Raw genomic sequence first — 25045 nt, forward strand, 5'->3', positions numbered from 1 at the left:
ATCATTACTGGTTATCTACAACATGATACTGTTTTGAAATTCGTTATAGTTTACCGAATAAACTTGTCGATACATAATAAAGCGACTATTCAAAGATAGGCTCTATCAGGTATTTAGGTCACTATGTAGGGTATTTACAACTCCTATTAACTATTAATACTGGAATAGTATCTTGCTGCAGAAAAAATTAAACGATTCTACCTCGGAGTTGTTCACCTTACGAATACACGACTGTCTATTTATAAAATTAGAAAGGAGATTTTTTATGCAAGCAATGAATTACAGAGGGCCTAAGCGGGTTAGAACAGAAGAAAAACCGATGCCAGAAATACTTCATCCCGACGATGCCATTATACGGGTCACAAGGGCCTGTATTTGCGGCTCAGATCTCCATCTGTATCACGGCATGGTTCCAGATACTCGTGTGGGAAGCACCTTTGGACATGAGTTTATCGGTGTGGTAGAAGAAGTTGGTCCGACGGTACAAAAACTTAAAGTTGGGGATCAGGTTCTAGTACCCTTTAATATAGCCTGTGGAAAATGCGCATTTTGTAAACAAGGATTATATGGCAATTGTCACGAATCAAATTCCATGTCAACGGCTGTTGGTGGAATATTTGGCTACTCGCATACTGCCGGTGGCTTCGATGGTGGGCAGGCGGAATATGTGCGCGTTCCTTATGCCGATGTTGGTCCTACCGTCATTCCCGAAGGTATGGATTTAGATGATGCCTTGCTATTGACGGATGTTGTACCAACAGGTTATCAAGCTGCTGAGATGGGTGGTATTAAAAAAGGAGATACTGTCGTGGTATTTGGTGCTGGACCGATCGGTATCATGGCGGCTAAATGTGCGTGGCTGTTTGGAGCAGCACGTGTCATTGTAATTGATCATCTCGAATATAGATTAGAGTTTGTACGTCATTATGCCCACTGTGAAGCCTATAATTTCAAATCTCTGGTGGATCCAGTGCTTTTTATAAAAAAGACAACGGACTGGTTTGGTGCCGATGTGTGTATCGATGCCGTTGGATCAGATGCTTGTGGAAGTATGCTCCATACCATTACTGGTAAAAAGCTCATGTTGCAAGCAGGTGCAGCAACGGCACTACATTGGGCAGTCAATGCAGTTAAAAAAGGGGGCATTGTCTCCGTAGTAGGTGTATACGGTCCGACAGATAATCTGGTTCCCATAGGAAACGTAGTCAATAAAGGATTGACCATTCGTGCTAATCAGGCGTCGGTCAAACGGTTGTTGCCGCGATTGATTGAACATATACAGTCGGGGGTATTAGATCCAAAAGGAATAATTACCCACCGCATTCCTTTGTCGGAGGTTGCAGATGCGTATCATATCTTTTCTTCAAAACTTGATGGTTGCATTAAACCCGTACTTATTCCAGGAAAAGGATAACATAAATTGAATTATTATGAAACAAGAGCAAGAACATTTTAAAAACATACCAGGCTGGGGTATTGATGCAGATGCAGACAATGAACCCACATATCCCATGAAAAATTATACAGGGGACGATCATCAACGAAGCAATTGGGATCGTCCAGCCCTACAGAAGCCAAGTGTGGAAGTATTACATTCCAATGAAAGGCCAACTTACTCTGCAGCAATAGGGGAGACAGTACCGCCAACTGGACTGAGCGGGATGATCCGAAGATATGCTTTTCAATTTAGTGAATCTAGTTATGGACATTGGTTACCTTTACTATTGGCCGATAGGATAAACGTCGTGGAGGGTATCGCTGACGATCTAGCAAAAGGAAAGATTCCTAATATTTTTGCGGAGAGGGGATGGAATGCAGAGTGGAAATACAATCGGTCTGCACGCATCCAGAAAATGGTTATTGCTGCAGCTACGGTTGGTGCGGTAGTGGCACTATCTCAGTTGAAAAAGCGAATCCAACAAAAATAAGTTAATGAGGCAAAGCCATACGATAAGTTATGGCTTTGCCATTTTCAGATCTTGACAACTTATAAAAATACCACTTCATAAATTTAATTATCAGGTTTAAATATATTTTTTTTGTTTATAGAAAAATTGTAATATTTTGATATATAGCAATTTATACAATCTCTATAACAGGATTAACAAATTTTAAATTGCTAAGTAAAACAATAAGGCAGTAATGCTGTTAAATAAAGTATAACTTTATAAAAATATACCCAATATCTGTTGGTCAACGTTGATCTTCTTTGTGCTTTTTGTTCCTATTACTACAACAAAAAAGGAATATATTTTTATTTACAACGGAGACAGCAGTATGAATCTTAAAAATGATCAGATCAGCGAACTCATTCAGCTCAATGAGGATCTAGAAAATTATTTCAGTAATACCATTATTCCGCAATTATTCGTCGATGCAGATCTACGGCTGCGTAAATTTACGCCTCCGGCCATGAAGCATTTTGTTTTAAAACACGACTATATCGGACTCTCTTTGGAAGATATTAAAGAAAATTTTAGATATCCCAATATTATCAGTAATATCAGTACAGTGATTTCTACAGGTAAAATGCTGGAAAAAGAAATTCAGACTACGGACATGCGCTGGTATCAGATGAATATTCTGCCCTATATCACGCGCAAGGATAGTAAAACAAATGGTGTTATTATTACATTTGTTGATATAACGGCTCGGATCAAAGATTTGAAAGAGCAGGAGAAACTGATTATGGAACATGAATTACTGTTGGATCAGATCGCTCATGATATTAAAAGTCCATTAGCAGGTCTTTATCTAACCTGTGATCTGCTCAAAATATTGCCAGAAAATAAATCATCAAAGTTTAAGCTGATGATCGAAAATCTGGAAAGGGGCCTGGTCAATATCAAGAAGGTTATTTATGATTTAACAGAAAGTCGCTGGGAAAAACAAAAATATCAGGCAGCCGAAGAACTATTGGATCTGCCTCATATCTTGGAAGACGTTAGGCTGGCACTAGCTCCTCAGATCATTGCTTCCAATTCAAAAATCTCTCAAAATATAGAAGTTTCCGAGATTAATTTTGTGAGAAGGAAGCTACGTAGTGTGTTGTACAATTTGCTGAGCAATGCTATTAAGTATACACCCGCAGACCGCAAACCCGATATCAAAATTCACTCGTACCAAGAAGATCGATGCATCGTTATCCGTATTACGGACAATGGAATCGGAATGGGGGAACAAGACTTAGTCACTATTTTTGAAAAATTTAAAAGGGTGACCGCATCTGCTGATGGTTCAGGAGTGGGATTATATTTAGTCAACAGTATTGTCAAAAATGCGGGCGGTAAAATTCTGGTAAAAAGTAAGATTGGCCACGGATCCGAATTTAAGGTTTATCTGCCTTTGTAATAGGATGTCGACGATGTGTTTTAAGTTATTTGCATGCCAGTGAAATTAATTTTTTTATAAATCGCCTAGCCATTATTCTAAAGATGAATAACTTTAACTTTTCACATCGTGGTTATGATTATTACATTTGTCTTGTAAATGCTATTTGTTCAATACCATCTCCATTAATTTGTAAGTAAATTAGATACGTAATTGGTAATTTCAGCAAGCTGTTGCTGATATAGGATTGATGATAGAATAGGAAATAAAACTGGGTGCCAAATGGTTTATGAAAATTTCAATCTTTAACTTATTTTTCAAAGTCCTAAGAGGGGATCTTAGGACTTTAACGTTAATCTGTAGTAATCTTTATGATAAGACTCCGTGAGAGAGCAGCATAAATATAATAATTATCTTTAAATTCTCAAAATAAAAATAAATTTTTTCCGGACTCCGCTTATGGGCTTCGTCTTAATATGTAATAGTATCAATTAATGATGAATATGTATGCTTTTCACATAGAAGTAAACACATTCCAGTCACTAAAATTTGAGAAGTTAACAATGCTGTCGACCTATCATAACGCCGGATCTTTTGGGCTTTCAATATTCATGAGCAGGATAAAGTATACAACAGAACATACGATATCAGCATAATCTTGCTCACTCTATTCCTTTTACCGCCATTCTCGCCGTGCTTGTCAGATGCGGCATATCATGCCTACATCTAAGAGTAGCATTTCCTAATAAAAATTTCACACTGTAAAGTCGCGTGCAACGTATAAATATGTTTTGATAGGTATTTATGCCCCTTATCGACAATTTATGAACGATTAGGATGAAGGGGTTGTTATCCTAGCGTAAATGAATCAGGTTAATAGCCCATGCGGCAGTAATCAACTCGATTGATTTAACATGATCAGTTTAATAAACGTTTAAGTACCCTAAAGTATTAAAAAAAACAAATTCAACGGTTCAGCTATGATTAAAAGAGACGGTAAAAATACGAGCTTATGGCAAGATCTGGAAGATTTGGAGGGTTACCATCAGGTGCCACCCTCTGATCATGTTGATGTCATTATTGTTGGTGCAGGTATAACAGGTATCACGACTGCACTGATGTTGCAAGCGCAAGGTAAGAAATGCTTAATTCTTGAAGCACATACCGTCGGATTTGGGACGACCTCCGGAACATCCGCTCATCTGAATACGGTATTGGATACACCCTATCAAACCCTTATTTCCAATTTTGGAAAACAACAGGCCATACTGGCTGCTGAGGCTGCTCAGCAGGCAGTAGAACACATAACCGGTTTTATTGAAAAATTTCAGATTTCGTGCGACTTTAGCCGTTGCGATGGCTACATGTATGCGACGCAGCAGGACGAAGAAAAAGAGCTGATCAAAACATTAGAAGCCATCAACGAAGTGGGTATTTATGCCGAGTTTGTCGACGATATCCCTGGCCCGATGGATTATATCCGGGCGATAAAATTTGGTGAACAAGGACGCTTTCATCCCCTTCAGTATTTAAAAGCGCTGTATGTTGAATTTTTAAAATTAGGGGGTCATATCCTGGAAAATACAAAAGTGATCAAAACCATTGATCAGGAAGGTTTGCAGCGTGTAGAGACAGCAGGAGATAAAAGCTTTTATGCTGATTATGTGGTCTATGCTACCCATACGCCACCGGGGGTTCATCTGTTGACCTTCAAATTAGCTCCTTATCGCAGTTACGTGATGGGGTTCGAATTAGCAGATAACGAATCTTATCCTGAAGACCTTATTTATGATATGCAAGATCCGTTTCACTATTTTAGAAAAGCTGCCTATCAAGATCGGCAACTGTTACTGGTAGGGGGCCAGGATCATAAAACCGGTCAGCACAACAATACCGATTTTAATTTTACAGAACTAGAATCATTTGTCAGAAGTACATATAAGGTCAAAGAAGTCGTATATAAATGGTCATCACAGTACTACGAAAGTACAGACGGCTTACCCTATATCGGATACTTTCCAGGTAAGAAGAACAAACGCATATTTGTGGCAACTGGTTATAGCGGTAACGGGATGATCTTCGGAACCTTATCTGCTCAAATCATTTCGGACCTGATTGTGCATGGCAAAAGTACGTATGAAGCGCTATTTTCACCTTCACGATGTAAGCCAATTGCCGGTTTTTCTAATTTTATGACTGAAAATATAGATGTCGCCAAACATCTGATTACCGATAAGCTCTCGGTGTCGAAGATCCACAGCTATGGCGAAATTGCCAAAGGAGAGGGGCGCATTATCAATTTTGAAAATCGAGATATTGGCCTTTTTAAAGATGACATAGGTCAGTTATTTGCGGTAGATCCAGTGTGCAAACATGCCGGCTGCGTCGTGCAGTGGAATAGCACGGAGCGAAGCTGGGACTGTCCTTGTCATGGCGCTCGATATGATCCGACTGGCCTTTTGCTTACTGGTCCAGCCACAACAGGCTTACCTGCTTATGAAATAAATGGAGATGATTAAACAAGGAGGCATTATGCATTATTTCACCTATATACCCTATTAAACTATAAATTTTCCACCTTTAACTTATACGTTATGAAAAACGAAACGGGCACAACGCCAAAATTTAAAATGAAAACGTCGGTTCATTCTGAGCCTGCTTTAAATGAACTTTTTTTTGATGGCATCCGGGATCTGTATTGGGCCGAAAACCATCTCCTTAAAACCTTGCCGAAAATGATTAAAGCTGCTACCTCAGCAGCACTCAGCAAGGCCATCGAAAATCATCTGAAAGAGACAGAAGGACATGTTGCTAGGCTCGAAACGATATTTGATATCATGGGAAAAGAGCCAATTGCTAAAAAATGCAATGCCATGGAGGGCTTGGCCAAAGAAGGCGAAGAGATCATTGAAAGTACAGAAGCAGGGACGGCAACCCGTGATGTGGGTATTATACTAGCCTCCCAAAAAGTAGAACACTATGAAATTGCGAGTTATGGTGGTCTGCTGCAGCTTGCTGCCACACTGGGATTGACCGAGGTAGCGACACTCCTAGAGCAAACTTTGGAAGAAGAAAAAGCAGCTGATCTCATATTGACAGAAGTGGCCGAAGAAGGAGTTAATTATCAGGCATCAGAAGAATCGTAAAACCTATTAAAATCAACCCCATGAAAAAAAATAAAACCGAAGATCATACCACCAAGCCGGTGGACAATAAAAAAGTCCAGTCGCTGCAGCCACATATAGCTGATGCCTCCGGACAACAGATGACGACCGATCATGGCTTGTTGATCAATGATGATCAAAATTCGTTAAAAGCCGGAGAACGGGGAGCGACTTTACTGGAAGATTTTATTCTTCGAGAAAAGTTGACACATTTTGATCATGAGCGCATTCCCGAACGCATTGTCCATGCAAGAGGTTCAGGCGCACACGGCGTATTTAAATTGTATAAGCCTTTGAATAAGGTTACCAAAGCAGTATTCTTAAATGATACAGAAGTGGAAACTCCAGTATTTGTGCGTTTCTCCACCGTTGCAGGTTCCAAAGGGTCGACCGATCTCGCGCGAGATGTCAGGGGATTTGCCGTAAAATTTTATACGCAGCAAGGAAATTTTGATTTAGTGGGTAATAATATGCCTGTTTTCTTCATTCAAGATGCCATGAAGTTTCCGGATTTGGTACATGCGGTCAAACCAGAACCGGACAATGAAATTCCACAAGCAGCCTCGGCGCATGATACGTTTTGGGACTTCATCTCGTTAATGCCCGAGTCCACGCATATGATTATGTGGCTGATGAGTGATCGTGCCATACCGCGCAGTTACCGGATGATGGAGGGATTTGGGGTACATACCTTCCGCTTTATCAATGAAAAGGGTGTGGCCAGTTTTGTAAAATTTCATTGGAAACCGCTATTGGGGGTACATTCCGTGGCTTGGGACGAAGCCCAGAATATTTCCGGCAAGGATCCAGATTTCCATAGAAGAGATTTATGGGAAGCGATCGAAAGTGGTGCCTTTCCGGAATGGGAGCTTGGCGTCCAGATTGTACCAGAAGAAGATGAGTTTAAATTTGGATTCGATTTGTTAGATCCTACTAAAATTATTCCAGAAGAACTTGTTCCAGTTGAACGAATTGGTAAGATGACCTTGAACCGTAATCCTGATAATTTTTTCGCAGAAACGGAGCAAGTTGCGTTTCATGTTGGTAATATTGTACCTGGTATTGATTTTACGAATGACCCCTTGTTGCAAGGCAGGTTATTTTCCTATACCGATACCCAGCTGATTCGACTCGGAGGACCTAATTTTCATGAAATACCGATCAATCGTCCGATCGTACCTATTTATAATAACCAGCGAGACGGCTTTATGCGTCAGCAAATTAACAAAGGCAAAACGAGCTACGGACCAAATGCTTTGGGGAATAATGATCCACAGCAAGTCCGCGAAGCAGATGGTGGTTTCACCTCTTATCAGGAACGGGTTGATGCCAAGAAGGTACGAAATAGAAGTAAGAGTTTTTTTGATCATTTTAGTCAAGCCCGATTATTTTTTAACAGTCAGTCCGAACCTGAAAAAAATCATATCATTGATGCATTTAGCTTTGAGCTTGGTAAAGTAAAGACCATTGCTATCCGGGAGCGTATGCTTGGTATCCTATCCTTGGTCGATCCGGCTATTGCAGCGGAAGTGGCTTTTCAATTGGGCTTGAAAGTGCCTAAAAAAATAGAGCAACCGATCAACCGAAGCATACCAGCAGATGGTGTTGTCGCCGATTATCAGCCAATAGAAGTCGAATCACCGATCGCTAGATCCGAGGCATTAAGCATGGAAAATACAGTAAAAGATGGAATTGTTAGCCGTAAAATTGCGATACTTGCTGCCGATGGAGTAGATGGCAAATCGTTAAATTCCATGAAAAAAGCCCTTGAAGATGCTGGCGGCGTGGTCCATATTATTGCGCCAAATCTGGGAATGTTACTTGCTGCAGATAACAGCCAGATCTCCGTTGACGAGAGCTTTCTTACTGCAGCCTCTGTTTTATACGATGCCGTTTATGTCCCAGGGGGCACGAATAGCGTGGCGACGTTAGAAGCTGAGGCCAATGCGGTGCATTTTCTCAATGAGGCTTTCAAGCATTGCAAGGCTATTGCTGCAGATGAACAGGCATTACAAGTATTAGAAGCGACATATTTTAGCCAAAAAATACCGGAGGAATTTTCAGAAGACACTGTTCTTTCTGAAGGAATTGTTTTTGGTAATACGGGTTTTAGACTTGCAGCACTATTTATAAAAGCAATCGCACAACACCGTTTCTGGAATCGTGAAAAGCCACGTTTAATTCCAGCCTAGAACATTTGGATACAAAAAATACACCTAGCTTAAGCTGGGTGTATTTTTTGTATTTTGATTCTTTAAGCTTCTAAAATTGCGATGGCGCGCTCATTGCCCTGTTGGGCAGCAAGCTCCAGTACCGAAAGACCGCGGACATCTACGATATCCTTTTGAGCGCCATTCTCCAATAAGAGCTTTAATACATCATTTCTGCCGAACATCGCAGCAAACATCAGTGCCGTACCACCATTACCATGTTGAAGATTGAGATCGGCACCATAACGGATCAATAGAGTGGCTATTTCCACATAACCTTTAAAGGCGACACCCATCAGTGCGGTATTACCGCCATTGTCCTGTGCATTGACATCAGCTCCAGCCTCCAACAGTAATTTGGCGGCATCTTTACGATTATGGTAACAGGCGATGATGAGTGGGGTGAAGCCCTTTTCATCCCTGCAATTAAGATCTATGTTTTGGCGGATTAATTCTTGGAGTACCTCCAAATTGCCGATCCGCGCAGCATGAAGGGTGATTTCAGTCATTTGAGTCATAAAATGTAGATATGTAGTGTCTATAAAAAATGCAGGTTACTAGGCGTTTACGCTTCTTTTACCTGATTGGCAAATCCCTTGATGAGTGCTTTCCATTGTGGATAGGAGGCACCTATTATAGCTCCCAGTCCCACCATAAAATTTCGCACATTATCCACCAGATGCGAATTCTCCGTATTCAACACTTCATTACGACCTGCATATTGAAACAGCAGGCTGTTATTCCGTTGCTCAACAATTAGGGTTGAGGTAGCGATGCCTTCGAAAAAATGAGCGGTATCGTTGTTTTCTGGATCGGTAGGATCAGGACAAGGCTTTAGACTGATCGATAAGATTTTAAATTCGGACATATCTTTGGACTCCATATGGACGACATTGACCCAGTCGAACCCTTTTGTTCTGGGTAATCCTGGACCAGGAATATCAATTTTAATATAATCATGTAACTGCAGCGGGCGGTGCAGTTCCACGCCCCGGCGATCCACCAGTTTAAAAACTGCCGCTGGAATTTCGGCAATACGGTGCCAGTCGTTGATGGCAAGTAGGTTGATACATGCGACCATGAAAGCCTTGCTTGCTATTTCCGTCGTCGAAAATTCAACCGATTCAAAACAGTCTAATTTATTGCCTTCTTTTTGAGTTGGGATTATGTTTTTCATCTTTATTTAATTTATAACAACCTTAGGTTGACTTTTATTTTAACCATTGTATTTTTTGTTTTTCTACGTAGAAACACGATACTTACTTGGCCGGATAATAGACCCAGCCTGCTAGATTTTCAAATGCATCAGCTTGTTGCAGATCAACTAAAATCGTGCTATCCATAAATAATAGCCGTTTCGTATCGCGATTTAGGTCTTCAATAGGGCAGAATAGGGCATTTTCATTGGGCAGTTCAACATTGCTCTGTAGCGCACGATAGCCATCTGCCAAGAGATTCTCAATGAGAGTCGGCGTGATGGCTTCGAGTTCATGCATCATCTTACCGATCCAATTCTTTTCACGCTCTTCATTTCCAGGATAATGTTCCGTAACAAAATCCAAGATCAGTTTTTCACCTTCCTTTTCTAATCCATCTCGGATCATGCGCAGTCCCATCGATCGGGTTTCTTCCTGATAGTAATCTTTACCGTATTCAAACTGGATATCTCCTGCAAGTGGACTTGCTTCAATTTTGGCCCGTAGCGCCATCTGACGGTTTAACAGTTCGTGTACATAGGCGTAAGTCTGATCCATACTCATTTGATTTATCATTTAAATGACTCTATTGATGATCTTGTCATGCAAAGAACACATCTGGGACAAGAAAAGTTTATGTACTAGTGCTTTGATCGATGGAGACCTCCATCAAGTACGTTTAAATAGATATTATAGGGACAGAACAAGTATTCTGTTTTTATTTTAGGTATTTTATACGGTTTAGAAAATACAAACTTTTGACCTGCCGACACGTTATATGATAAGTTACACTTAATCAATACGATCATGGCAACAAAAAATGAAAATGCAAAAGTCGGTCTAATCGATGAAGATAAACAGCCGAAGAAAAAGAAAACCATTACTTCAGTTGTGGATAAGAGACATAAGAAACAAGAAGGTGATGGCGAGGCTGGTGTTGATCCGCAAAACGAACAATTGAACGATATGCCTGAGCCGGATACCTTTCCAAGAGAACAGGTCAAAAAATAGGCTCTACCATACGTAAATTACAAATACGGGAAATCGGTCCGAGTCTGAACGATTTATTTAGGTGAGTTGTATGACCTATAAACAGGTAATCATATTTTTAATTTAATCATATTTTAAAAGAGCAGTTATGGACAGTAAAGTAAATGATCCGGAAATGATCAACGATTTGATAAAAATTAATAATGATCGAATAGCTGGATATAGAACAGCTTTAGATCTCGCGCATAGTATGCATATAGACGATCTAGGTGGAATATTTGCAAAATATATCCTCCAATCGGAGCGATTTATCACTGAACTCACACCTCATGTGATACGAGAGGGAGAGGAGCCTACAGACAGCACCATGCTGAGCGGTAAGCTGTTTAGATTGTGGATGAATATAAAAGTAAGCGTCGCTGGAAACGATCGTAAAAGTTTACTAGAAAGTTGTGAAAAAGGGGAAGATGCCTTTAGAGATATGTACAAGAAAATATTAGCGGAGGATCGAGAATCATTGTCTGTCCCTGTTCAACATTTAATAGGAGATCAGTTGAGCCGTCAATTGGTTGCTCATGATGAGGTTAAAGCACTAAGAGATGCGATATTAACATCTGATTAGTGCTATTATTTAGAATTTAGTGGACCAGGAATAAATTTCGCTCTATATTCAAATTAGGTTAATCGTAAAAAAGGGGAATTTTTCCCCTTTCTTTTTGTTTTTTAAGTGGTTGACTACATTTACGTAGCATGTTGTTGGGCTAAATTAATGATTTCTGATCGCCTTGATCAGTTCTTCTTTTTTCATGGCATGCCTTCCGGTGATGCCTATTTTTTTTGCTTCGGCAAGCAGTTCTGATTTTGTTCTCGAATCTAAATCACTCGCCTTGCCACCTTTTTTGCTAGCCTTCGGTGAGTTGGCAATGCGAGCGGACTTTTCCTTGCTCATTCCTTTCTGACGTAATGCCTCATACTGTGCATCGTCTTTGATTTGTTTTCCGTGATCTTTAGGCATGGTTTCCATTTTTAAAGTTTATAGTAGAGATGATCAGATAGTATGATCATCTTTTATTTTCGCGATATTATTTTCCTCTTCCTTTTTTGCAAAATGCTCGCGAGCAAGCTTTAGACCTATAGCGATAGCCGTTCCCTCATCGTTGCCTTCCTGCAATAGGGCATTCGCAATTTCTACAGCTTTATCCCGTATATGGACGGGCTGATTTTTATAGGACGGTGGATAGTCATTGTTGTACCAGGGCATAATTTCTCTTTTTAATGATCAAACAAATAAAATCTCAGATGAGTAAATTCCTGTCATTCGTGAACTTCGATCATCTGCCAATTCAGTTCTATTGATATAACAAATAACTCTTTATAAAGTTGATCATGCTGATGAGTCAAGGGAAATAATGATGTAGGAAATCCACGAGAGAGTAAACCACTTATAGGTAACATTTGTTCTAATGATAATAAAATACTACAAAGTATATTTTGTATTGATTTAATCCCTATTGTTATGCAATTTACCAGCTTATCCCGATCCCTACTAGTAGACCTTAAATGCAAAGGATATAATTTGTTGACCACCTACGATGCTATTAACATGTCAAATCCAACTTGGCAACCTCTTCGCATCCGCAACGTACAAGAATATCTTTTACAATTGAAATATAACGGGAGCAATATTGACCTCAAAAAACCAGCTGTTTTGATCATTGATCAGGCTTTGAATCTTTTGGAAGATAATCAACTTTCAGGAGATGTTTTGATAGAAGATGATCATGCTCAGCGTTTGCAGCAAAAGTGCAAGCTGTACGATCTCCGTTATCATTTTACGACCAATCCAGAAATTTACGATTTTTCTTTCGATCCTCAGCGCGTACTGATCCGTAATCATGCATTAAGAACGGGGGACCATGAAATCTATTTCAAATATGTTCAAATGTACTATCAGGAACATGTTTCTTATGAAATGAAAGATATGGAAGTTTTGACGGAGTCTCTAATGTGTTTAGATGCCAAGCAGGCTCAACAGTGGTTCGAAAGGAGGCAGGTCACTGTAGTAGAGTCAGATATATGGATCTGCGACCAGGATGCAATCCTTAAAGTATTGGCTGTAAAGGAACATCACCATCGATGGGAATGTCTTGATCATGCAGATGAAATGATCTATAATGTAATAAGTGTTCAGGAAGTACTACTCCTACGTGATCTTTTTTGGATAGATTCTAGAATCATGTAAAGGCTTATTGTAAATATGTTTAATATGCTTTATTTAAGCACAATATCTCTAACATCATTAACAGTAAGTGAAAGCAAAGGTTCTTTCAGATCCTTTAGTACTATGAAATAAATCACAAGTGCCCACTAGATGATTCCCGAGTCAACTCTTTAGCTTCCCTTTATAGTGGGGTATAAAAGAATGGTATCTGCTGTGGTATGAAGATAGGGTGCCATACCCTGTTGCGCATTTAAGGATTTTCGTTTGATTACCAAATCATACAATTATGGTTAAAAATAAGTTTAATATTTCAGCACCTTAAGTCTCAGATCGCATATTTTTTTTTAAAACTAAATATTTCAGCAACCATACCGAACCATTTAGCATGATCGATTGTCTTAATAGCAATGTGTTCGAGCGGTGCCGCAACAGTACTTGCAAAAGCCAATAAAAAATCAAAAAAATAGGAGAGCATAGCACATGATAAAAGAAAAAAAAGCAAAATCAGGAGCGGACTAAAAGTACAGGTTGAAATCATATAAAATTTCATATTTCAACCCTACACGAAATGCCAATAGCCAAAGGGTGTTAGCAGTTATTATTTCATTGTAAAAGGAGGATCCAACATGGTTATTACCTATAGCGACAGTTGAAGGGCCAACAACTGAGCAGCCCATTCAACTGGTGTAAACCAGTCATTTCATTTAAGCTTAACAGGCTTTTTTATTAATTTTTTAAAAATATCAATTTATAGAAAGGATCTACTTGATCTCCATAGGCTGTATTTCTCCTATTCGACTGGATCTGTATCCCTAGATTGTTAACGATTAAATCACATTTAAATATGCATAACTTATTATGTTTTAGTCATTTGTCCTGGAATTTCGTTTATCAGCGACCGCAACACCTCCTGACTCGATTTGCTCAGGACTACCGGGTGTTTTATTTTGAAGAACCCAAGATTGGGCATGCCGATCTATATGTGGTACATGCACAGGACCATGTTTGTATTGTGGAGTTGCTGATCACCAGTCATGACGAAACGACTGACAGTCGGATCCAAGCGCTCATCCATCAAGTATTAAAAGATTATCATATCCAGCAGTATATCAGTTGGTACTATACACCAATGGCACTTCAGTTTACCCGAGAGTTGAAACCTGAAATGGTAATATACGATTCCATGGATGAGCTTTCAGCTTTCAGATTTGCTCCGCCGCAACTTTTGGAATTGGAAAATGAATTATTTCAAAAAGCAGATGTCGTTTTCACCGGTGGTCACTCTCTGTTTCAGGCAAAGAAACATAGACATCATAATATTCATCCGATGCCCAGCAGTATTGATAAGCAACATTTTGGCCAGGCTAGGGGCATTCAGCAGGAACCTGAAGATCAGAAATCGATCGGATTTCCGAGATTGGGATTTTTTGGTGTTGTCGATGAGCGGTTTGACATTGAACTGCTGCGTGAAGTTTCGGTACAACGTCCCGATTGGCAGTTTGTGATTATAGGACCTGTTGTCAAAATCGATCCCAATGATTTACCAAGAGCAGCCAATATTCATTATTTAGGTCCAAAAAATTACACGGAATTACCTGCATATATTGCGCATTGGGATATGGCGTTGATTTTATTTGCTTTAAATGAATCTACGGAATTTATAAGCCCTACCAAAACACCAGAGTATCTAGCAGCGGGAAAACCTGTGATCTCAACGGCAATAAAAGATGTTGTTCATCCATATGGGAGTGCAGGATTGGTGCAGATCGTGGACAGTTCCAAGGTATTTATGACAGAAGCTGAAAAAATCTTGGCTAGTAACGAAAAAGAGCAGTGGTTGAATAAAGTAGATCGTTTTCTTGAAAATGAATCTTGGGATCACACTTATGCTAAAATGAATGCACTCATCAATCAAGTAAGAAGAAGTAATCAAGTAAAAATAAGCACTAATCAGGTGACAAATGTACAAAAGGAGATCGATCATGTATGATTTTTTAATTGTAGGCTGCGGTTTTGCCGGAGCGGTTTTAGCGGAGCGTCTTGCTGAAGAAGGAAACAAGGTATTAATCGTGGACAAACGTGATCATATTGCGGGGAATGCCTATGATTATTACAATGAAGAGGGGATACTTATTCACAAATATGGACCTCATATCTTCCATACCAATTCGGAGGAGGTATTTCGATATCTGAGTAGGTTTACCGAATGGCGCCCATATGAGCACCGAGTTTTAGGTAGTGTAGACGGTTTACTGGTTCCTATTCCCATTAATTTGACGACCATAAATGAGTTGTACGGTAAAAATCTAACTTCCGACGAGGTGACTGATTTTCTGGCATCAAAAGCTGAAAAAAGAAATCCGATCCTGACTTCGGAAGATGTCGTGGTTAATGTTGTCGGGAAAGAGTTATATGAGAAATTTTTTAAAGGATATACCAAGAAACAGTGGGATCTCGATCCTTCGGAGCTTGATGCTTCCGTAACCGCACGGGTACCCACACGAACCAACAAAGATGACCGCTATTTTACAGATAGCTTTCAGGCCATGCCGAAAAATGGTTATACGGAAATGTTCAAGAAGATGCTGTCGCATCGGAATATCAGCATCATGCTACAGACCGATTATAAGGATATTATGGACCTTATTCCTTTTAGGCAAATGATCTATACAGGACCAATCGATTCGTATTTCGATTATTGCTATGGTCAACTGCCCTACCGTTCCATCGATTTTAAATTTGAAACATTAGATCAGGAAGTATATCAGGAAACGGGAACCATCAATTACCCAACATCCAATCTCTTTACGAGAATAACAGAGTTTAAATACCTCACAGGACAAAAGAATCCGAAAACCACCATTGTATACGAATATCCGACGGCCGAAGGTGATCCCTATTATCCGATTCCGAGAAAGCAAAATCAGGAGATTTATAACCTATACAAGAAGCTTTCAGAGGAGCATCCAAATGTATATTTTACAGGTCGCCTGGGGACTTATAAGTACTATAATATGGATCAGGTAGTCGCGCAGTCACTGGTACTTTTTCGAAAAATTAAAAATCAGGAAGTCTATGTTCAGTCATGATTTTTCAGCCTCCCATCAGAGCCCTTTTAATAGTTTTCTGATGGGAGGTTTTGAATGCGCGGATCACCTCAATGCATTTGGAAACCGGGTAGATTTATTTCAGGCATCTGGGCACGATCGCTACCTCGAGGAAGATTATGATGCGCTAGTTGGCCTCGATATCCAAACGATTCGTGAAGGTATCAGATGGAGTCATGTTGAATATCAGCCTTATCAGTACGATTGGTCAGAAGTAGAGCGGATGATCACAATTGCTCAGGCTAAAAAAGTTCAGGTCATCTGGGATATCTGTCACTTTGGTTTTCCGGATGACCTGACACCCCTGCATCCGATGTTTGCTCGAAGATTTAGCCATTTGTGTCGCGAGTTTGTCATCAAATATAGAAGTCTGGTGCCAGAAGGTGTTTTAATCGTCACGCCCATTAACGAAGTCAGTTTTCTTTCCTGGTTGGGAGGAGATGTGAGAGGCACATCTCCGTACTGTACCGGGCAGGGTTGGGAGGTCAAATATGCCCTGATGAAAGCCTATATAGAAGGCATCGAAAGGATGAAAGGAGTGGATGCCTCCATAAGGATCATGATTACGGAGCCATTAATCAGTATCGTCACCAACGATCCTGAAAATCTGTTATCAGTGGTTGAAGCTGAAAAAAGACATCAGGAACAATTCCAGGTGCATGATATGCTATCTGGTGCGCTGTGTCCGGAACTGAGGGGGAAGCCTGAATATCTCGATATCATAGGTGTCAACTATTATTATAATAATCAGTGGATCAACGAGACGCATGAGATCTTACCTTGGGCCGAAGAGCCGGCTCATCCCTACTTTCGATCCCTGCAGTCGCTCATGGAAACAGTCTTTATCCGGTATGGACGACCACTTGTCATTTCTGAAACAAGCCATCCTGGAGAAGACCGTGCGAAATGGGTTCATGCCATTACAACAGCATGTATGGCTATTTTACAGTCAGGAGTGTCGCTTTGGGGTTGCTGTTTTTATCCCATTGTTGATCGTCCGGATTGGGATGATTTAGCATATTGGCATCACAGCGGAATCTATGATATTTTTGATACCAACACTCTGACACGAGTACCTGATATCAGGACGATCAGCGCAATTTTAAATTTTAAAAAACACGTCAATACCTTTCAGGCATTAACAGATACTGATTATTTACTTTTTAAGTCTAAAGTCAGTTCGCTCTAAAGGAGCAACAGTCAACTGTCATAACCATCATTAATCCTATTCATGAATTATTTAGCGTTTGAAAAATCATCAACATAAAAACAAGAGATCCAATTTAGCCGCATTAATACTTGCTGCGCAAGTTATTGGAGAATCAGCATTGGTGGAAGCGGCAGAAACGGACGATGTCTATTCTTTTGCCGAAAAAACTTTGGCCCAACTCACATCTGCCAAGCTTTTGATGGCAAGTGTTTCAGAAAGATATGGTGGTCAGGATGTAGGACTGGTACCGGGTACTAATCTAGCAATGCTGACCATTTTGAAACATATAGGCAGAGGTAACTTAGTGATGGGAAGGGTGCTGGAAGGACATATCAATGCACAGCTGTTAATCCATCAATTTGGCAGTGAAAAACAAAAAAAGCGCTTTGCCGCAGACGCCTTAAGGGGCAGGCTTTTTGCTGTGTGGAATACGCAAGCTGAGGACGGTACCGTCTTATCAAAAAACAAAAAAGGCACGTACCATTTAACGGGTTCTAAAACTTTTGCCACAGGCACTGATTATGTTACCCGGCCCATCGTCACGGCTGCAAAAAAAGATGGATCTTGGCACATGTGTGTCGTCCCCATGGAGGAGGTACATATCATCAGTGATGCGAACTGGTGGAACCCTATGGGAATGAAGGCCAGCAGAAGTTTTAAAATGACATTTGTCAAATCGTCTATTGCCAAAATAAATATGTTGGGATCAGCAGGCCAATATTATCAACAACCTGGTTTTAGCAGTGGATCGGTACGCTTTGCGGCTGTACAGTTGGGAGCAGCTGAACGGTTATTAGATGAAACAAGAACCTACCTGATCCGTTTAAACAGGATAAAGGACCCTTTTCAAAATACACGATTGGGTCAAATGGCCATTTTGGTCGAGTCAGGAAATCTATGGTTGAAGGCTGCAGCCGGTAGAATGGATCATTATATGAAAAATTCGACCAAAGCTGAGGAAAAGAAATTGATGATATATGTCAACATGATGCGAACCGCTATCGAGCAGATCTGCATCGATATCATGAATCTTTGTCAAAAATGTGTCGGTGCCCGCGGACTCAACAAGCCCTATCATTTTGAAAGAATCATCCGTGATCTCAGTACTTATCTGCGGCAACCCGCTCCTGATACCGTATTGGCAGAAGTTGGCGAATATATCTTACACAATGGTGTTGCTGCCGACGAAATGTGGAATCTAAGTATTTATAAAAAGAAAAATAATGAATCAAGAAAAGTATAATCATATCCCACTGGCGCCCGAACAGTGCGTCACAGGATTTGGCACCACGCTGATTGTTGCTCCACATGCCGATGATGAAAGCTTAGGATGTGGGGGAGTAATCTCCCTATTGCGCAAATATGGGCAGAGGGTATATATCGTCCTGTTGAGCGATGGAACACGGTCACATCCAAACAGCAAAGCCTATCCTCTTGAAAAACTGCGAGATTTGCGGGAGAAAGAATTGCTAGATGCAGCGGAAATCCTTAGAGTACCACCGGAAAATATTATTTTTTGTCGATATCCAGACAGAAATGTGCCTACGATCCATAGTGAAGGATTTGATGGAGCAGTACAAAATATCGCGAAACTGCTAGCGATCGTACAACCGCAAAGTATATTTGTTCCATGGCGGAGAGATCCACATCCTGATCACCGCGCTGCTTTTCAGATCATAGAGGCTGCTGATACTGCTGTCGCAAAAATATATGAATATCCGATTTGGCTGGAAGAATTAGGTGTCGCGGGAGATGAGCCAACACAGGAGGAGTCCATACCTTTTCGTTTAAATATTAGCCAGGTGCTGCATCAGAAACAAGAAGCGATAGCACAGCATCGTTCTCAAATCACGGATCTGATCAGTGACGATCCAGAGGGATTTAGACTTTCACCAAATATGCTGAGTCGATTTGCTGTACCGTATGAAACATTTTTTATATCAAAATCATGAGGGAAAAAAAATCTTTAAATTTGGATTACTTTAAGGATATCTATGATAGGAGCGAAGATCCCTGGAATTTTGAAACCAGCGCCTATGAGGCTGCAAAGTATGCGGCAACGATCGCAGCTCTTCCGAATAAACAGGAGGAGCGAGTTTTAGAGGTGGGGTGTTCGATCGGCGTTCTTACGCGGCTTCTCGCGCAAAGATGTACCTATTTACTGGCTATAGATGTTTCGCAAAAAGCGTTGGATATTGCCAATAGACGATGCGAACACGTCAGGAATGTAACGTTTAAAAAAGCAAGTTTTCCAAAGGAATTACCAGCAGATCAATTTAATTTAATTATGGTCTCAGAAGTTGCCTATTATTTGTCAGCAGCAGATTGGAAAGCTGCTATAGGTGCTTTGTATGAAAGATTGGTATCTGGAGGTCATATTGTTCTTGTCCATTGGCTCCCTGAAGTACCCGATTATCCTCAAACAGGGGATGAAGTACATGATCGTTTTGAGCAATTGATGCGGGACAAAATGAAATCTGTTTTTTCCAACAGAGCAGAAAATTATCGCATTGATGTCTGGGCTAGATCTTGATGGGCGTATTCCTCCAGTTTGGCCTGTAAATCTGTTATTGCTGTATCGATATGGACTGCCGGAAATTCCTGTTGATCTTGGATCTGTCCGAGTTGCATGATTGTTCCATACCATGTTCCAAAATATCGGCTGTTCTTAAAAGTGGTCATTAAGTCACTATCGATGGCCACTTCCGGAATTATTTTGGTCATCTCTAGATAGAAGTCAAATTCGGGCCGGTCTTTTAGTTCCCACACGTGGAGCAGGTTTTTCTTCCGATGGAGCCTGTGGACAATGGATGTACACGACTCTACAAAATATTCTTCTACTTGGTTTCCTAAGTTCTTCCAGGCATTCAATTGGTAGGAAAGACCAATTTCGGCCCGACCGATGCATCTAGCCGATGTATGGACCTGGACTAGATGACTATGTCTAATTTTGGCATCTACGCTTTCTAATCGTTCAAAAAATGCGCAGTCCTCCAGTTGGTCAACGATGGGAACACCTCCTGATCGAGCGTAGCAATCTGTGGTAATCGCAAAACTACCATTGAAATGTTGATGATGTCTGGGTACAGGGTCAACAGCAGGATCGATGATTTTCGCCTCTAGCTCAGCAATTAGGAGGTGATATTTTTCGTCTTTAAAATGATGTAAACGTGTAAATTCGTCCAGGCCTTCTAGCTCATCATCAGCAAGTAATATTCTTCCTCCGACGACCTCAGCTCCCTGCTCTATTTCCCAGTTTGTCTGTGCAATCCAGTCTGAGGCTACCGTCGTATCAGCATCTGTCGTTAGCAGGATACCGCCACCATTTTGAGATAGTCGGGCATAAGCGCATTCCATCAGTTTTCTGCGGATGTAGCCGATATTGGCTTCGCTCGGTTCTAATATCACCTCCTGCAAATGAATATGAAGGTGTGGATGGTCATGTTGAAAATCTTTAATGTAGTTGACGGAGCGGTCCGTACAATTATTGGCCAAAACTAATACTTCAAATACATCTGGGTCAAGCGGATTACCCGATCGATCAACCTGTACAGCAAAAGAGGAGAGTGTATTCCAAATATAGGTTTCCTCGTTCTTCACTGGAATAACGATACTGAATTTTACGCTCGGCGAGATTGCTGATCGAGAGAAAAAAGTATCATGTTGTGCGGGATTTTTCATCATATTTTATTTTTCAGTACGCATTTAGATCTTTTAATACATAACGCATTATCCACTACCTGAAAGATTTCGCTTGCGTCTCTTCAGAAAACCGAGAACTTACAAATAAATACAATTCAAATACCAATTCGTTCATATCCATTTGATAAAATTGGTATGATCGACGACAGGTAGGAATTGCCATCATATTTTATCAATTGAAGTTATAGAATAAAAACCAATGGACAATTGTAACTGCTATTTTTTCGTTATTTTTATACATCAGTTTAAATGAGAGTGGGCGTACAAAAAAAGCAGGTAGTGAGCAGTCCGATGTTTACTTGCCCGTATTGAGCGCTAATAAAAATATAAATTAGAAAACATGATTCATATTAAGACCAAACGTGAAAAAATGAATGCGGTATTTATGAAGCACCACTTGAAGGGTTTGCCTTTCGATGCGGTGATTCACCATTTCAGCGAAAAAGATCAACACGAGCACATTCATGATCATCCATTCAGTTTCACGACCCATATCTTAAAAGGGAGTTACGTGGAACGGATTTATGAAATTCATGCAGACGGAACTTATACGACGTCGATGCATCATCGAAAAGAAGGAACTTCACATTTTGTGGCAGCAGGCACCATACATGAGATTATGGAGTTGCCAGAAGGGGAGTGCTTTACACTTATTAGACCTTATGAAAAAGAGCGGGAGACCTCTTTCTACAGATTTGAAAATGGCAAGGTATTCATAAGACGGTGGAATCAACGTAAATTTAGAGTATACGGGACCTAGAAAATCCTTTTATAAATTGATCTATATGACCAATACGATCGACGAGTTCCACTGCCAGATCCGTAAAGTATCCAACGCCAATGGGTTATTCGGTTCGGATACGACGCTGATTTATATAGCATAAAAAATATTACAAAGAAATGAACGAAGGCATGGACAATTGGGCAATAAAGGCGCAAAAATTAGCGATTCGGTTTCCGGGAAGAATGGTGTTAGATTTACAGTAATAAAAATGTTCAATTACCGCCCGAAGGCGCGGTAATTGAACAATTAACATAGTTTGTATTACACTGTCATGATCACTTTTCAGTCCCATTGAAATACTCAGATACTCACTTCTTTTTTTATAACTATGTTTAACAAATATAGTTCAGGTTTAAGGATAACCTTATTTTTCCATAAAAGTACGTTCTGGTTCAAAACCTACAGCACCTACTTATTTAGAGGTTTATTAACCTAATTTCATATTTTTAGTGCCACTATTTTTTTCGACTCATACCTGACTTCAAAATGCTACGTTATGGTTGACCTCCACCACCGGCAGATCCATAAATTTGTCCTGTGGCATAACTTGCGTCATTGGCTGCAAGTTGTACATATATTGAGGCCAATTCTGCAGGTTGTCCAGGTCGTTCAAGTGGGGTGTCGCTACCGAAATTGACAAGTTTTTCCATTGTTGCCCCGCCACTAACCTGTAAGGCGGTCCATATTGGGCCTGGAGCAACACCATTGACACGGATTCCTTTAGATCCCAGCTGTTTTGCCAAAGAACGTACAAAACTTGTATTTGCAGCTTTTGTTTGTGCATAATCGAATAAATCTGGAGAAGGGTCTGTCGCTTGAACTGAGGTGGTAGCAATAATGGAAGATCCTGCCTTCAGATGTGGTAGAGCTGCTTTAGTAAGCCAGAAAGGAGCATAAATATTAGTTTTCATTGTCGCATCAAAATCCTCCGAGCTGATATCAAGAATGGATGGCCTAGTTTGTTGTCGACCTGCATTGTTGACAAGAATATCGAGCCCACCGAGTCCAGCTACGGCTTCGGTAATCAATTTTTTACAAAAATTTTCATCCCGGAGATCACCTGGTATTGCCAATGCTTTGCGGCCTTCTTTTTTAATCAGCGCAATCACTTCTTTAGCATCAGCTTCTTCAGCAGGTAAATAATTAATGGCTACATCTGCACCTTCTCGAGCGTAAGCAATTGCAGCAGCTCTTCCCATTCCTGAGTCGCCACCTGTGATTAATGCTTTACGTCCGTTTAGTCTGCCTGAGCCGCGATAGGAAGTTTCTCCATGGTCAGGCCTTGGATTCATTTGACTGGCAAGTCCTGGCCATGGCTGAGATTGTTCTTTAAATGGAGGTTTGGGAAACTTCATTCTTGGATCTTCCATATCGTATCCAAGTTTTTGCTTTGTGGACGAACTCTCATTTCCCATTAACGGTGTAACTGCTAATGTGGCAATACCAGCTCCGATACCGCCGATTACTTTACGTCTACTGATTTTGTTTTCTTCATTTATCATAGCACTAAATTTTATTTGCAAATTGGACGTTTCAAACGTTCAGCACAATATTGAGAATAATTGTATGAAAGCGCTTTAAGTAGCGGTTTTGTATCCAATTAATTTTGTTTATTCCATTAATAAACATGTGGAAAGGCTTGAAAGTTGTCAGGTAAAATACTGGTTTTTCGCGATTTATATACCTTTATTGACGCAATCAGGTATTGACGCAATCAGGAATTCCTAAAACTATTACAGTAAAAAAGTTAAAATCAATACACGACACAATTAAAACTAATTTTTATATTTTTTAGGACAAAAAAGATCTAGAATGACTTTAGCAATTAGAGAAGTGATCATAAGATTTTTTCATAGCAGCTCAATCTAATGTTGAAGCTACAGCAATTCAACGAGGAAATTAAAATAGGTGTTTATCTTACTAGTGGGCATTTTTTTTCAACAACTTTTATAAATTTTCAAAGCGAATTTTTACAGATGGCCTTATATGTTATACTTACTGTTTAGCTCAGGCAGATTGGTTATGCCCAGTCAAAATATATCGAAAAACACGAAGAAGTAGACCCAGACCTCGCAAAGCCCGATGCTGTAAAATGCGGAGGCTGGAGATTGTCGATTAACCAAAATTCTCTAGCCATTTCTTTTATATTGTTATTTCTGATCAGTTGGGCAGGAAATTTACACGGCAGTTTATTGATTATAATCAAGAGCAACTCCTTAAAAATGAACCTGCAAAAACTTTAATTGATTTTCTGAAAGAACCTCTTTTTTGGTTTGAAACATTTCAAAATTGGCAAAGTGAATTTCTATCTGTTGCAACAATTGTAATTTTAACTATTTTTCTCCGTCAAAAAGGTTCTTTTGAATCCAAGCCCGTGGCTCCCGGGCATCTGGAAAGAGATAAATAAGGCACAAAATCGGCTAATGGCATAGCATACGGGACGTGTCATTTCATATTTTCTAAATATATCTTCCGGCAATGAGGTCAAGTTTTCCCCATTTGTAGGTCAGGTACTCGCCTTTCAAAAAGTGGATCCCTTCAGATGCATCCGTCAATTCGGGTATGGCAGATACCCCTTTTCTATGGAGGTCTTTAAAAAACTGGCTAAAAGCTCTTCTTTACTTTTTCTCATGGCTTAATTTTATAATGGTGTTCTGGCTAAAAAAGACCTGTAAGATATAAAAAGATTTGTTATAAAGGGCTATTCAGGGAAAACTAACCTATAGGAGGGACGAATGACCAATAGGAGGGATGAATGGTTATTTGACCTACACCTTCTGCTGGTTTTAACCATTCAACGTGGCTAATGGATCATATTTGCCCCAAATCGCTATTGATCAAAATCTTCTGCATTTTTGGATATCAGCTGATAAATGAATAGAAGGTTTAACTTAAAATTGAAAATGATGGAAAACGACATGCAAACGCTGGATGACATCTGGATCGCGGGCTACACCGTCTTCGACCTCATGGAAGATGAACCCATGTTTGTGTAGCTAAACGCAGCCGCAACAAACGCTGCTACTGCGATGCGGATGTCGAGCGGCTGCGTCAGCATTATCGCGGATAAGGCTCCAACTCTTTGTATACTGAGCTGCATGCAGCGTCTGTGATCCATCGTCTCTCGCACC

Annotated in this window: 24 protein-coding genes and 1 pseudogene; 18 read left to right on the plus strand and 7 right to left on the minus strand. The window is 40.2% G+C overall.

Translation table 11 applies throughout. The features are described from left to right. Window positions 1-265: 265 nt before the first annotated feature. The 6 genes from B3P23_RS10360 (at window position 266) to B3P23_RS10385 (ending at window position 8686) form a co-directional block, all read left to right on the plus strand. Window positions 266-1414, plus strand: coding sequence for a zinc-dependent alcohol dehydrogenase (locus B3P23_RS10360; protein ID WP_293925724.1), 1149 nt, complete (start codon window positions 266-268; stop codon window positions 1412-1414). 16 nt (window positions 1415-1430) lie between these two features. Beyond that, window positions 1431-1928 (plus strand): hypothetical protein, encoded by a 498-nt coding sequence (locus B3P23_RS10365; protein WP_293925726.1) that lies wholly within the window; start codon window positions 1431-1433, stop codon window positions 1926-1928. Window positions 1929-2277: 349 nt separating this feature from the next. Then, the gene (locus B3P23_RS10370; RefSeq protein ID WP_293925727.1) at window positions 2278-3351 is read left to right on the plus strand and encodes an ATP-binding protein; all 1074 of its coding nucleotides are present in this window, start codon (window positions 2278-2280) and stop codon (window positions 3349-3351) included. 959 nt (window positions 3352-4310) lie between these two features. After that, window positions 4311-5849 (plus strand): FAD-dependent oxidoreductase, encoded by a 1539-nt coding sequence (locus B3P23_RS10375; protein WP_293925728.1) that lies wholly within the window; start codon window positions 4311-4313, stop codon window positions 5847-5849. A 75-nt stretch (window positions 5850-5924) separates the two neighbouring features. Then, window positions 5925-6476, plus strand: a complete 552-nt coding sequence (locus B3P23_RS10380) for a ferritin-like domain-containing protein (protein WP_248753609.1) — start codon at window positions 5925-5927, stop codon at window positions 6474-6476. A gap of 20 nt (window positions 6477-6496) precedes the next feature. Continuing rightward, the gene (locus tag B3P23_RS10385) at window positions 6497-8686 is read left to right on the plus strand and encodes a catalase (protein ID WP_293925731.1); all 2190 of its coding nucleotides are present in this window, start codon (window positions 6497-6499) and stop codon (window positions 8684-8686) included. Between the two features lie 62 nt (window positions 8687-8748). Here the strand turns inward: B3P23_RS10385 and B3P23_RS10390 are convergent, their stop codons facing one another. The 3 genes from B3P23_RS10390 to B3P23_RS10400 form a co-directional block, all read right to left on the minus strand. Next, window positions 8749-9213, minus strand: coding sequence for an ankyrin repeat domain-containing protein (locus B3P23_RS10390; RefSeq protein WP_349681561.1), 465 nt, complete (start codon window positions 9211-9213; stop codon window positions 8749-8751). 56 nt (window positions 9214-9269) lie between these two features. Then, window positions 9270-9881 (minus strand): hypothetical protein, encoded by a 612-nt coding sequence (locus B3P23_RS10395; RefSeq protein WP_293925735.1) that lies wholly within the window; start codon window positions 9879-9881, stop codon window positions 9270-9272. An 82-nt stretch (window positions 9882-9963) separates the two neighbouring features. After that, entirely contained in the window at window positions 9964-10458 is a 495-nt protein-coding gene (locus tag B3P23_RS10400) for a hypothetical protein (protein ID WP_248753613.1), read from the minus strand. Between the two features lie 249 nt (window positions 10459-10707). On the opposite strand from B3P23_RS10400, the gene B3P23_RS10405 reads away from it, so the two are divergent. Beyond that, complete coding sequence (locus B3P23_RS10405; protein ID WP_045755969.1) at window positions 10708-10911, plus strand: hypothetical protein; 204 nt, start codon at window positions 10708-10710, stop codon at window positions 10909-10911. A gap of 127 nt (window positions 10912-11038) precedes the next feature. After that, window positions 11039-11512 (plus strand): ferritin-like domain-containing protein, encoded by a 474-nt coding sequence (locus tag B3P23_RS10410; RefSeq protein ID WP_293925740.1) that lies wholly within the window; start codon window positions 11039-11041, stop codon window positions 11510-11512. Between the two features lie 144 nt (window positions 11513-11656). Here the strand turns inward: B3P23_RS10410 and B3P23_RS10415 are convergent, their stop codons facing one another. Together B3P23_RS10415 and B3P23_RS10420 are read right to left on the minus strand one after the other, a co-directional pair. Next, the gene (locus tag B3P23_RS10415; protein ID WP_260949416.1) at window positions 11657-11914 is read right to left on the minus strand and encodes a DUF7218 family protein; all 258 of its coding nucleotides are present in this window, start codon (window positions 11912-11914) and stop codon (window positions 11657-11659) included. Between the two features lie 24 nt (window positions 11915-11938). Next, window positions 11939-12151 (minus strand): hypothetical protein, encoded by a 213-nt coding sequence (locus tag B3P23_RS10420; protein ID WP_293925743.1) that lies wholly within the window; start codon window positions 12149-12151, stop codon window positions 11939-11941. 255 nt (window positions 12152-12406) lie between these two features. On the opposite strand from B3P23_RS10420, the gene B3P23_RS10425 reads away from it, so the two are divergent. The 7 genes from B3P23_RS10425 (at window position 12407) to B3P23_RS10455 (ending at window position 19961) form a co-directional block, all read left to right on the plus strand. Next, the gene (locus tag B3P23_RS10425) at window positions 12407-13132 is read left to right on the plus strand and encodes a hypothetical protein (protein WP_293925745.1); all 726 of its coding nucleotides are present in this window, start codon (window positions 12407-12409) and stop codon (window positions 13130-13132) included. Between the two features lie 823 nt (window positions 13133-13955). Then, entirely contained in the window at window positions 13956-15101 is a 1146-nt protein-coding gene (locus tag B3P23_RS10430) for a glycosyltransferase family 1 protein (protein WP_293925747.1), read from the plus strand. Further along, complete coding sequence (glf, locus tag B3P23_RS10435) at window positions 15094-16200, plus strand: UDP-galactopyranose mutase (protein ID WP_293925749.1); 1107 nt, start codon at window positions 15094-15096, stop codon at window positions 16198-16200. The genes B3P23_RS10430 and glf overlap by 8 nt, the downstream gene beginning before the upstream one ends. Window positions 16201-16240: 40 nt before the next feature. Beyond that, on the plus strand, window positions 16241-17407 hold the full coding sequence (locus B3P23_RS10440; RefSeq protein ID WP_293925751.1) for an amine oxidase: 1167 nt from the start codon (window positions 16241-16243) through the stop codon (window positions 17405-17407). 58 nt (window positions 17408-17465) lie between these two features. Then, window positions 17466-18671, plus strand: a complete 1206-nt coding sequence (locus tag B3P23_RS10445; RefSeq protein ID WP_293925753.1) for an acyl-CoA dehydrogenase family protein — start codon at window positions 17466-17468, stop codon at window positions 18669-18671. Continuing rightward, window positions 18652-19380 (plus strand): PIG-L deacetylase family protein, encoded by a 729-nt coding sequence (locus B3P23_RS10450; RefSeq protein WP_293925754.1) that lies wholly within the window; start codon window positions 18652-18654, stop codon window positions 19378-19380. The genes B3P23_RS10445 and B3P23_RS10450 overlap by 20 nt, the downstream gene beginning before the upstream one ends. Continuing rightward, on the plus strand, window positions 19377-19961 hold the full coding sequence (locus B3P23_RS10455; RefSeq protein ID WP_293925756.1) for a class I SAM-dependent DNA methyltransferase: 585 nt from the start codon (window positions 19377-19379) through the stop codon (window positions 19959-19961). Before B3P23_RS10450 ends, B3P23_RS10455 begins: the two co-directional genes overlap by 4 nt. Here the strand turns inward: B3P23_RS10455 and B3P23_RS10460 are convergent. After that, window positions 19931-21112, minus strand: a complete 1182-nt coding sequence (locus tag B3P23_RS10460; RefSeq protein ID WP_066852649.1) for a glycosyltransferase — start codon at window positions 21110-21112, stop codon at window positions 19931-19933. The genes B3P23_RS10455 and B3P23_RS10460 overlap by 31 nt on opposite strands. Before the next feature lie 358 nt (window positions 21113-21470). Between B3P23_RS10460 and B3P23_RS10465 the strand changes: the two genes are divergently transcribed. After that, complete coding sequence (locus B3P23_RS10465; protein WP_045752126.1) at window positions 21471-21890, plus strand: hypothetical protein; 420 nt, start codon at window positions 21471-21473, stop codon at window positions 21888-21890. 518 nt (window positions 21891-22408) lie between these two features. Here B3P23_RS10465 and B3P23_RS10470 read toward each other — a convergent pair. Further along, window positions 22409-23416, minus strand: a complete 1008-nt coding sequence (locus B3P23_RS10470) for an SDR family oxidoreductase (RefSeq protein ID WP_414713143.1) — start codon at window positions 23414-23416, stop codon at window positions 22409-22411. 366 nt (window positions 23417-23782) lie between these two features. Here B3P23_RS10470 and B3P23_RS21410 point away from each other — a divergent pair. Together B3P23_RS21410 and B3P23_RS10475 are read left to right on the plus strand one after the other, a co-directional pair. Then, window positions 23783-24321, plus strand: a pseudogene (locus B3P23_RS21410) (DUF6766 family protein). A gap of 466 nt (window positions 24322-24787) precedes the next feature. Next, window positions 24788-24910, plus strand: coding sequence for a hypothetical protein (locus B3P23_RS10475; protein ID WP_293925760.1), 123 nt, complete (start codon window positions 24788-24790; stop codon window positions 24908-24910). The last annotated feature ends 135 nt before the right edge of the window (window positions 24911-25045 follow it).

The organism is Sphingobacterium sp. UBA6320 (genome assembly GCF_002440335.1).
Taxonomy (GTDB): domain Bacteria; phylum Bacteroidota; class Bacteroidia; order Sphingobacteriales; family Sphingobacteriaceae; genus Sphingobacterium.

Bases quoted from the DNA above. Each gene is read 5' to 3' on its own strand.
- B3P23_RS10360 (WP_293925724.1), top strand. From the start codon at position 266: ATGCAAGCAATGAATTACAGAGGGCCTAAGCGGGTTAGAACAGAAGAA.
- B3P23_RS10365 (WP_293925726.1), top strand. From the start codon at position 1,431: ATGAAACAAGAGCAAGAACATTTTAAAAACATACCAGGCTGGGGTATT.
- B3P23_RS10370 (WP_293925727.1), top strand. From the start codon at position 2,278: ATGAATCTTAAAAATGATCAGATCAGCGAACTCATTCAGCTCAATGAG.
- B3P23_RS10375 (WP_293925728.1), top strand. From the start codon at position 4,311: ATGATTAAAAGAGACGGTAAAAATACGAGCTTATGGCAAGATCTGGAA.
- B3P23_RS10380 (WP_248753609.1), top strand. From the start codon at position 5,925: ATGAAAAACGAAACGGGCACAACGCCAAAATTTAAAATGAAAACGTCG.
- B3P23_RS10385 (WP_293925731.1), top strand. From the start codon at position 6,497: ATGAAAAAAAATAAAACCGAAGATCATACCACCAAGCCGGTGGACAAT.
- B3P23_RS10390 (WP_349681561.1), bottom strand. From the start codon at position 9,213: ATGACTGAAATCACCCTTCATGCTGCGCGGATCGGCAATTTGGAGGTA.
- B3P23_RS10395 (WP_293925735.1), bottom strand. From the start codon at position 9,881: ATGAAAAACATAATCCCAACTCAAAAAGAAGGCAATAAATTAGACTGT.
- B3P23_RS10400 (WP_248753613.1), bottom strand. From the start codon at position 10,458: ATGGATCAGACTTACGCCTATGTACACGAACTGTTAAACCGTCAGATG.
- B3P23_RS10405 (WP_045755969.1), top strand. From the start codon at position 10,708: ATGGCAACAAAAAATGAAAATGCAAAAGTCGGTCTAATCGATGAAGAT.
- B3P23_RS10410 (WP_293925740.1), top strand. From the start codon at position 11,039: ATGGACAGTAAAGTAAATGATCCGGAAATGATCAACGATTTGATAAAA.
- B3P23_RS10415 (WP_260949416.1), bottom strand. From the start codon at position 11,914: ATGGAAACCATGCCTAAAGATCACGGAAAACAAATCAAAGACGATGCA.
- B3P23_RS10420 (WP_293925743.1), bottom strand. From the start codon at position 12,151: ATGCCCTGGTACAACAATGACTATCCACCGTCCTATAAAAATCAGCCC.
- B3P23_RS10425 (WP_293925745.1), top strand. From the start codon at position 12,407: ATGCAATTTACCAGCTTATCCCGATCCCTACTAGTAGACCTTAAATGC.
- B3P23_RS10430 (WP_293925747.1), top strand. From the start codon at position 13,956: ATGCATAACTTATTATGTTTTAGTCATTTGTCCTGGAATTTCGTTTAT.
- glf (WP_293925749.1), top strand. From the start codon at position 15,094: ATGTATGATTTTTTAATTGTAGGCTGCGGTTTTGCCGGAGCGGTTTTA.
- B3P23_RS10440 (WP_293925751.1), top strand. From the start codon at position 16,241: ATGGGAGGTTTTGAATGCGCGGATCACCTCAATGCATTTGGAAACCGG.
- B3P23_RS10450 (WP_293925754.1), top strand. From the start codon at position 18,652: ATGAATCAAGAAAAGTATAATCATATCCCACTGGCGCCCGAACAGTGC.
- B3P23_RS10455 (WP_293925756.1), top strand. From the start codon at position 19,377: ATGAGGGAAAAAAAATCTTTAAATTTGGATTACTTTAAGGATATCTAT.
- B3P23_RS10460 (WP_066852649.1), bottom strand. From the start codon at position 21,112: ATGATGAAAAATCCCGCACAACATGATACTTTTTTCTCTCGATCAGCA.
- B3P23_RS10465 (WP_045752126.1), top strand. From the start codon at position 21,471: ATGATTCATATTAAGACCAAACGTGAAAAAATGAATGCGGTATTTATG.
- B3P23_RS10470 (WP_414713143.1), bottom strand. From the start codon at position 23,416: ATGATAAATGAAGAAAACAAAATCAGTAGACGTAAAGTAATCGGCGGT.
- B3P23_RS10475 (WP_293925760.1), top strand. From the start codon at position 24,788: ATGAATAGAAGGTTTAACTTAAAATTGAAAATGATGGAAAACGACATG.